Source organism: Acinetobacter lwoffii (assembly GCF_022809915.1).
GTDB lineage: Bacteria > Pseudomonadota > Gammaproteobacteria > Pseudomonadales > Moraxellaceae > Acinetobacter > Acinetobacter lwoffii_M.
In genome coordinates, this window is the sequence record NZ_JALGQY010000005.1 from 26,356 (window position 1) to 34,994 (window position 8,639).

Annotated in this window: 8 protein-coding genes and 1 pseudogene; 3 read left to right on the forward strand and 6 right to left on the reverse strand. The window is 40.4% G+C overall.

Translation table 11 applies throughout. From position 1 onward, the window contains the following. Positions 1–120: 120 nt before the first annotated feature. From dcd to MTX11_RS04320, 4 genes are all read right to left on the reverse strand, one after another. The gene (gene dcd, locus MTX11_RS04305; protein WP_004280726.1) at positions 121–690 is read right to left on the reverse strand and encodes a dCTP deaminase; all 570 of its coding nucleotides are present in this window, start codon (positions 688–690) and stop codon (positions 121–123) included. Between the two features lie 123 nt (positions 691–813). Then, positions 814–1,407: a LysE family translocator gene (locus MTX11_RS04310; protein WP_004732019.1), complete on the reverse strand. Its 594-nt coding sequence runs from the start codon at positions 1,405–1,407 to the stop codon at positions 814–816. Positions 1,408–1,664: 257 nt separating this feature from the next. Beyond that, a complete protein-coding gene (gene apbC, locus MTX11_RS04315; RefSeq protein ID WP_243474452.1) occupies positions 1,665–2,924 on the reverse strand; it encodes an iron-sulfur cluster carrier protein ApbC in 1,260 nt (419 codons plus the stop codon). A gap of 273 nt (positions 2,925–3,197) precedes the next feature. Next, positions 3,198–3,995 (reverse strand): putative sodium/potassium/calcium exchanger, encoded by a 798-nt coding sequence (locus MTX11_RS04320; protein WP_243474453.1) that lies wholly within the window; start codon positions 3,993–3,995, stop codon positions 3,198–3,200. Between the two features lie 312 nt (positions 3,996–4,307). Here MTX11_RS04320 and metG point away from each other — a divergent pair, with 312 nt between their 5' ends. Next, on the forward strand, positions 4,308–6,368 hold the full coding sequence (gene metG, locus MTX11_RS04325; protein WP_005247863.1) for a methionine--tRNA ligase: 2,061 nt from the start codon (positions 4,308–4,310) through the stop codon (positions 6,366–6,368). Positions 6,369–6,510: 142 nt separating this feature from the next. Continuing rightward, entirely contained in the window at positions 6,511–6,867 is a 357-nt protein-coding gene (locus MTX11_RS04330; RefSeq protein WP_004280734.1) for a hypothetical protein, read from the forward strand. Between the two features lie 54 nt (positions 6,868–6,921). Here MTX11_RS04330 and MTX11_RS04335 read toward each other — a convergent pair whose 3' ends face one another. Beyond that, positions 6,922–7,038: a hypothetical protein gene (locus tag MTX11_RS04335; protein WP_086044934.1), complete on the reverse strand. Its 117-nt coding sequence runs from the start codon at positions 7,036–7,038 to the stop codon at positions 6,922–6,924. Positions 7,039–7,306: 268 nt separating this feature from the next. Between MTX11_RS04335 and MTX11_RS04340 the strand changes: the two genes are divergently transcribed. Further along, the gene (locus MTX11_RS04340) at positions 7,307–8,287 is read left to right on the forward strand and encodes an MBL fold metallo-hydrolase (RefSeq protein ID WP_191112549.1); all 981 of its coding nucleotides are present in this window, start codon (positions 7,307–7,309) and stop codon (positions 8,285–8,287) included. 13 nt (positions 8,288–8,300) lie between these two features. Here MTX11_RS04340 and MTX11_RS04345 read toward each other — a convergent pair. Then, positions 8,301–8,639 (reverse strand): annotated as a pseudogene (locus tag MTX11_RS04345) (transposase); the annotation flags it as partial.

Genomic DNA, 8,639 nt, shown 5'->3' on the forward strand with positions numbered 1-8,639 from the left:
ATGCTGATTTTTAATACAGATGCCAAAGCCAATTAGGCGAAAAATAGCAGTTTCCGATGAATGAAAATCTCAAAAAAATAAACGGGACATAAAGTCCCGTCATTCAATATTTTAAAACAATTAGGTCTTCGGCAAAGTAACGCCTGTCTGACCTTGATATTTACCGCCACGATCTTTATATGAAGTTTCACAGACTTCATCAGATTCAAAAAACAGCATCTGCGCTACACCTTCACCTGCATAAATACGCGCAGGAAGATTGGTAGTATTTGAAAACTCTAAAGTGACGTGTCCTTCCCACTCTGGCTCAAGCGGAGTCACGTTAACAATGATGCCACAACGCGCATAAGTAGACTTGCCCAAGCACACGGTCAAGACATTACGTGGAATGCGGAAATATTCGATGGTACGCGCCAAAGCAAACGAGTTAGGCGGAATGATACAGACATCCGACTCGATATCAATAAAGCTGCGTTCATCAAAGTTCTTCGGATCGACAATTGCAGAATGCACATTGGTGAATACTTTAAATTCACGTGCACAACGCACGTCATAACCATAGCTGGATACGCCATACGAAATCAGCTTTTGACCATTTTCATCCAAACGTACCTGGTTTTCTGCATACGGTTCAATCATGCCGTGTTTTTCGCTCATTTCGCGAATCCAACGATCAGACTTAATTGCCATTGATATAATCCAAAAATCTTAAGAACAAGTTATTGCGACGTACTTTAACTGAAATTGACACTAATGAAAATAAGTGAAAGGCTTAGAGCTAAAGTTGCCAAAAAATTGCTGATTGAGATCAGCTTATAAACTTAAAAGTGCAGAATAGCTTAAAGGAATGGAAAAGCTCATTAATACCAGCGAAGCCGTTTTCTGCAGGTTTTTCTGATTGAGCCAGCGACTGTTTTTTCTGGCCAGGATTGAACCCAGAAAAGTCCAGAAGAATGCAATCGGGATCAACAGAAGCAAGAAAACCAGCATATGAGTCACATAATGTTGGCCGCTTTTCCAGACAATGACAGGAAAGATCGCTGAGGCAAATAAAAGTGCTTTAGGATTAAGCAAGGTTGCCAAAAATAATTCTCGTGCGCGAATCGAGACATTTTCAAGATTTTCGCTTATTTCTGCAGTCCGCCATAATTTCACAGCGAGAAATAGAATATAGCCAGCACTAAAAAGTTTGAGAATGGTCGGTAAAAGCGGAAGATGAACGGAAATTTTTCCGATCAGAATGCCCCATAAGCTAATGGCAATCAGATAACCAAAGGCTTCCGCAGGAATTAAACGAAATGTTTTTTTAAATCCGACCTGAATGCCTGAAGATGCCAATAAGGTATTGGTTGGGCCTGGTGTTAAAAGAATGGTTGCCACTAAACCAATAAAAAACCATGAAATCATAGTTTGACCTCGCTCTAATCCGAGTAGCATAGAAGAATTCGGTCAGTGCTGCAAAAAAATAATTGTAAGAGAACATATGATCTAAAATTTAAATTTATTTATTTTAATTAATTCAAATGTTTATATAAGCTTTCAGGATAAACACCCGATAGTCATTTCAGTCAATTTCGATCATTTAAATCGAGCTAATTTTAAAAATAAGAAATAAGAAGCCCTAGCTTTTAGCTAAGGCTTAAATATCTGAATTGTCTGTAGAATTAAAAAATTCGACTATGGTCTTTCTCTGCTTTAGGTAACTGCGCTGCAATTTTCTCTGTAATCAGCATATAGCTTTCTGCAGCAGCATCTCCCGCGATCACTGACGGCGTTCCAGCATCGGCATTTTCACGAATTTTAGCATCCAAAGGTAAACGACCCAATAATGGGACTTGATATTGCTCAGACAGTTTATCGCCACCGCCTGTACCAAAAATCTGTTCCTCAAAACCACAATTTGAGCAGATATGGGTCGACATGTTTTCAATCACGCCCATGATCGGAATCTGCACGCGGTTAAACAATTCAATGCCTTTGGTCGCATCCAGCAAGGCCACGTTTTGTGGCGTTGTCACAATTACTGCGCCCGTTACCGGAATACGCTGCGCGAGAGTTAACTGGATATCACCTGTGCCAGGTGGCATATCAATCATCAGCACATCAAGGTCTGGCCATAGGGTCTGATTGAATAACTGCATTAATGCACCCGTGGCTTTTGGACCACGCCAGGCGACTGGAGTATTGTGATCTCCAGTTAAATGGCCAATTGATAATACCGCCATCCCATAGGCTTCGATAGGGACAAACTGCTCTGCTTCGATCATTGGCGTTTTGCCGGCATTACCGAGCATAGTCGGAATACTTGGGCCGTAAATATCGGCATCTAGTACGCCTACGCGCAGGCCTAATTTCTGTAGAGCCAAGGCCAGATTTACAGTCGTGGTCGATTTACCTACGCCACCTTTACCAGATGACACCAGAATCACATTTTGAATCCTTGGGTGTTTTGGAACATCACGCTGTTGCGGCGCAGCTTTTTGAATAGGTGGATTATTTGGATCAGCTTCTTCTGTTTTTGCAGGCTGTGCCGACGCATCAACCACAGGGGGAAGATTGGGTTTTGCTTCCGCTTTAGGCTCGCTTGAACAGTTTTCACCTTCAGCATGGTTATGCCCGCAACCCCCTTCTTTCTTATGTCCAGTTTTCTGCTGAATCACATGCATATTCAGTTCTTGAATACCACATTTTTGCAAAGCTTCCGCCAGTTCATCATGAATCTGTTGCAGCTGCGCTTTTTCTTCTGGATAGGTATTCAAAGTGATTTGCAGAATCTCACCCTGTACATTGACCTGCGTAATACGATCTTTCAAGGCATTGCTGGAATTTGGCAAGATATAGTTTTGCAGTACGTTTTGCACAGCTTCTTCGTTCACCTCCTTGGAAGGCGAAAAAACCGATTTAAGCGAAGAAAGCCAAGACATAGGTTACTCCAAAAATGTAGATCGACATCTGAATCGCTTAGTTTAACGGGGTTTTAGGCTAAGGTTAAGCACTGTCTTGGAGAAGATGAAAGAGATATCTTCAATTTCCAACCATTTTACTTGGTTTTCTTAAATGTTTTATGAAATCTTGGTAAATAGAAATAATGAAAGAAAAGAGAGATAAATTATTTTGATGTAATAATTTTTTTTACTGATCTTAGACGATCAAGCCACTTTAACCCTCTGTAATTAAAGTGGCTTAACGATCACAGACTATTTATGATTTTTATTGTTTTCAGATTTGTCCTGTTGATCCTTGGTATTTTTATCCTGATCTTGTTTCGATTCATCCTTTTTGGACTGAGAGCTGCTTTCTGAATCTGTATCTTTGGCATCTTGCTGCTGATCAGAATCACCTTCCTTCGATTGATTATCCTTCATTTTATTCATCGTATCAGTTGCCATCTGTTTCAGCTCAGCGAACTTAACCGAGGCTTCACTGAATAAGTCTGTGATTTTCTGTCTGGTATCTTCAAACTTATGCATGGCTTCATCTTTTAAATTTGCCATACTTGCCTGCTGATCGGTCTGACCATCTTTAGCATTGTGTTTATCTGACTTGTTAGATGATTTATCTTGAGAGGCATGATCCGCTTTGGCCTTTTTCGCATCATCCGAACCTTGCTCAGCATTTTGCTGGTTGTCAGATTTGCCATGTTTCAGCTCATTCAGAAGCTTTTCACCTTTTTGCAATAGCTCTTCACCGATCGCAATCGCCTTGGCTTTTAAGTCATCCATCTTAAAGCTTTCAGTTTTTTTATCGGACTGGTTCTCTTGAGAATTGTCTTTTTGTGCTGATTGCTCAGCATTTGTATCTTTGCCGTTGTGCTGAGTATCAGATTTCTGATCAGCATGGGTCTGGGCACTTTGCCCATTCTTATGTTCCTGATTATGCTGTTTATCTATCTCATTTTGCTTTTGCTCTTTTGCAAGCTGATCATTCAATTCGCGTGCATGTTGTTCTTTATCTTGATTTTGCTTCGACGTATTGTTTTGGTTCTGCTGAGTCATGAGGTACCCTCCTTAGGCATATCATATAAACAATCAGCCATTTTTTAGCACAAAGCATCACGCGAATCGGGCGAAGTAAGCAAACTGCAACAAAGCCTGTACATGTTGTTGCTATTGTTTGCAGGATGTAGCATGAGCTGAGTTAAATCCGTATTGAAAAGCTCTATGCTAAAGATGATGCGGGCTTTTGTATTCGGGCTGTCCAAGTCCATCTATTCGCAGGGTTTCAGCAAAGCATTTCTTTGTAATCCCCTCGGCATCATGTAAAATTATGGCCCATTGCATAATGAATACGAATGAGAGAGTGAATCCGTGCGTAAAATTTTAGTCACCAATGCCCTTCCTTACGCCAATGGCCCGATTCATATGGGTCACTTACTTGGCTATATCCAAGCAGATATTTGGGTACGTGCCATGCGTGCGATGGGTCATGATGTGACTTATGTCTGTGCGGATGATGCTCACGGAACCGCGATCATGCTACGTGCCGAAGCGAATGGCATTTCACCTGAAGCGCAAATTGCCAATGTGCAAAAAGAACACATTCGTGACTTTGACGGTTTCGGTGTGCATTTCGATCATTATGATTCTACACATAGCGATACCAACCGTGCTCGTGCGTCAGAAATCTATGTGAAAAACCGTGATGCGGGCAATATTGCAGTTCGTCCGGTGACCCAGCTTTTTGATCCTGAAAAAGGCATGTTCCTGTCAGACCGTTTCATTAAAGGCACCTGTCCTAAATGTAAGGCGGAAGATCAGTACGGCGACTCATGTGAAGTCTGCGGTGCAACTTATAATGCGACAGAGTTGTTGAATCCGCATTCCACTTTAAGTGGCGCAACTCCAGTCGAAAAATCATCTGATCATTACTTCTTTAAATTGCCAAATTTTGGTGAATACCTGCAAAAATGGACTCGTGATGAAGGTCGCTTGCCGGTATCGATTGCCAACAAGCTGGACGAATGGTTTGAAAATGGCTTGAACGACTGGGACATCTCACGTGATGCGCCATACTTCGGTTTTGAAATTCCAGATGCGCCAAACAAATATTTCTATGTTTGGGTGGATGCGCCGATTGGTTATATGTCGAGCTTTGAAAACTACATCAAAACCAAACGTCCTGAATTGAATTTTGATGACTACTGGAAAAAAGATTCTGAAAATGAGGTCTATCACTTCATTGGTAAAGACATCGTGTATTTCCATGCCCTGTTCTGGCCGGCAATGCTTGAAGGTGCAAACTACCGCACGCCATCAGGCTTATTCGTGAATGGTTTCTTGACTGTCAATGGCCAAAAGATGTCAAAATCTCGCGGCACATTTATTAAAGCGGAAACCTATTTAGAGCATTTAAATCCTGAATATCTACGCTATTACTTCGCGTCGAAACTTTCTGACAAAGTTGAAGATTCTGACCTGAACCTTGATGATTTCGTTCAGAAAGTAAATTCAGATTTGGTCGGTAAAGTCGTGAATATTGCCAGCCGTTGTGCAAAATTCATTAACACCAAATTTGATAACAAGTTAAGCACGACATGTGCTGAACCTGAATTGGTACAAAGCTTTATTGATGCCGGTAGTTCAATTGCTCAAGCTTATGAAGCACGTGAATTCTCTGCGGCGATTCGTGAAATCATGGCACTGGCAGACAAAGCCAACCAGTACATCGACGAGAAAAAGCCTTGGGCACTTGCTAAGCAAGAAGGTCAGGAACAACAGGTTCATGATGTATGTTCTGTGGGGATCAACCTGTTCCGTCAATTGGCAGTTTACTTGGCTCCTGTATTGCCGACACTAGCTCAACAGGTTCAAGATTTCTTGCAACTTGAAAGCTTCGATTTTGCTTCTCGCAAAACCATTCTAGTGGGTCATGAAATTGCATTGTTCCAACCCTTAATGCAACGTGTAGATCCAAAAGCGGTTGCTGCCATGGTGGATGCATCTAAAGATTCTTTAGCTGCTCCTGCTGCTGAACCAGCAAAAGCTGAGAAGAAAAAAGAGAAGAAGATTGAAAAGAAAGCTGAACCTAAAGTCGGTGAAGCTGAAATCATTAATATTGATGATTTTATGAAAGTTGACCTGCGTGTGGCTGAAGTTTTGGAAGCGGCTACGGTTGAAGGTTCTGACAAACTGCTTCAACTCACTTTAAACGTTGGTGAAGCTGAGCCACGTAATGTGTTCAGTGGTATTCGTGAGTTTTACCAACCTGAAGACTTAAAAGGTAAACTGGTGGTGATGGTGGCAAACCTTGCGCCACGTAAAATGCGTTTTGGGATCTCTAACGGTATGGTGCTAGCTGCGGGTAATGGCGACGGTGTTTGGGTGATTTCACCTGAATCTGGTGCTAAACCGGGTGATAAAGTGTCTTAAGTTTAGGTTTTGAGAAAAGAAAAGCCTCTACGTATGTAGGGGCTTTTTTATATCATCAGTTAAATTTACTTTCTTGATTTTTAATATTTTTAATATAAAATCAATGCGCTTTTTTATTCTTTTATAATTATTCGGGGTAAGCATGAAAAAATTATTAGTTTCAGTTCTAGCGATGTCTACAATTGCATTTACAGGTTGTTCGGTACGTATGGCTGACATGACAGTTGCATCTACTAAAAACTACAACCTAAACTCAAACCAGTTTGTGAAAGGTGAACGCGTTAAAGGTGAAGATAAAGTTCCTGTGATTTTATTCCCACTTGGTATTCCTAACTTCAAAACAGCAGTAGATCGCGCAATTGAAAAAGACCGTTGTGCTGTTGCACTTTCTGATGTGGTAATTACTCAGCTTAATCAAGCATTTATTATTGGCCAGATTGGCTATCGTGTAGAAGGCACTCAAGTGATTGACCGTTCTCAGCCTGAATGTGCTAAATAGGTTATAAATATAAAAAAGCCTCTATCTCTAGAGGCTTTTTTATTGCTGGGTCACTTAGCCTTGCAACACAAATTCCCAAATCACATAGCCCAGTCCAAAACCAAGTAGTGAATATAAGGTAATAATGAAAAATACAAAGCTGGCATTGTTTTTTCTTTTCCAAAAACTCATCGCGACACCCAAAGCTTGTTCGTAATACCCCATGTTAACGAGCTTTTCATAAAAAGTGAAATGTATCTAAGCATTTTATTTATAATAATATTTTAATTAAAAATAAATTCTTTACTTTCAAAAAATCAATATACAGATTCAGACTGATTTTTTAGTACAGATGACAAATCAGCACTTCCATTTTAAAAAATGGTAAATATATTCATATTCTTTTTTGCTGGCATCCGTGCTAATACATAGAATTGACTTTAATTACATAAGAATAGCTATGAAATACTTCACTTCTTCTCTCGTCGTGTCATTGCTTGCTTTAGGTTCAATGGCGGGTATCTCTCAAACACATGCACAATCCGTTTCTAGCACCCAACAACAAAAACAGGTTCCCGGTTATTATCAACATAACTTCGGGGATTACCAAATTACTGCCCTGCTAGATGGCACCAATTATCTGTCCAAAGCCTTATTTAAAGATATTCCAGCAGCTCAAGCAGACCAGATATTGAAAAAATACTACGTCGATCAAGCTAAAGGCATCCAAACCTCCGTGAATGCCTTTCTGGTCAATACAGCCAAGGAAATGGTTCTGGTCGATAGCGGGACTTCAAGCTGTAATGGTCCACACCTAGGTTCAGTGTATTCCAATTTAAAGGCTTCAGGGCATAAACCTGAACAGGTCAATGCCATCCTGCTCACGCATTTACATCCAGACCATGTATGCGGTATAAGTAATAATAGTGTTGCCAATTTTCCCAATGCCAACATTTATGTGTCTCAAGCTGAACTGGATTTCTGGATAAATCCCACAACGGTAGAAAAATTACCAAAAGCCAAGCAGGCAGGTTTTTTGGGCACAGTCGATAAAATCAAGAAAGCCATTGCACCCTATCAGGCCAAGAATCAGCTCAAAACCTTTAAAACTGGCGATCAAATCCATGCTTTCGATGTTATCAGTTCGGCTGGACATACACCGGGGCATTTTGGTTTTAGCTTAAAATCTAAAGGTCAGCAGATGGTGTTTATTGGAGATATTGTGCACTCACATACGCTGCAGTTTGATCGCCCACAGACCGGCGTTGACTTTGATGTCGATCCGAAAAAGGCGATCGAAACCCGCTTAAAATATTTTGCTGAATATGCGAAAAATGGTCAGACGGTAGCAGCACCACATTTGCCATTTCCGGGGATTGGACATATTTATTCTAAAGACAATAAAAGCTATCAATGGATTCCGGTACATTTTAAAGATTAGGGTCTGTTGACATTTACTGTTCATAATTAACCCTATAAAGGTAGCCATAAAAATATACAGGCTAAAGCAACAGAACTTTGATAATTTCTTTTGAGCTTGTCATATCGAGTAGCTATTCCTCTAAATTGCTTTAATCTACAAAACATATTTTCAACTAAATGCCTGATTTTATATAAATACCAGTCCATATGGTCATTGTTCGATTGGCTATTTGTTTTCTTTGGTATATTCGCTTTAGTCCCTGTTTTCCTGATCTGTTCACGCAGTGGTTCTGAATCATAGCCTTTATCTGCACATACCACTTTTGTCTCTTTTAAATCTAATGTTGATATTAAATCAGGTGCAACTTTAA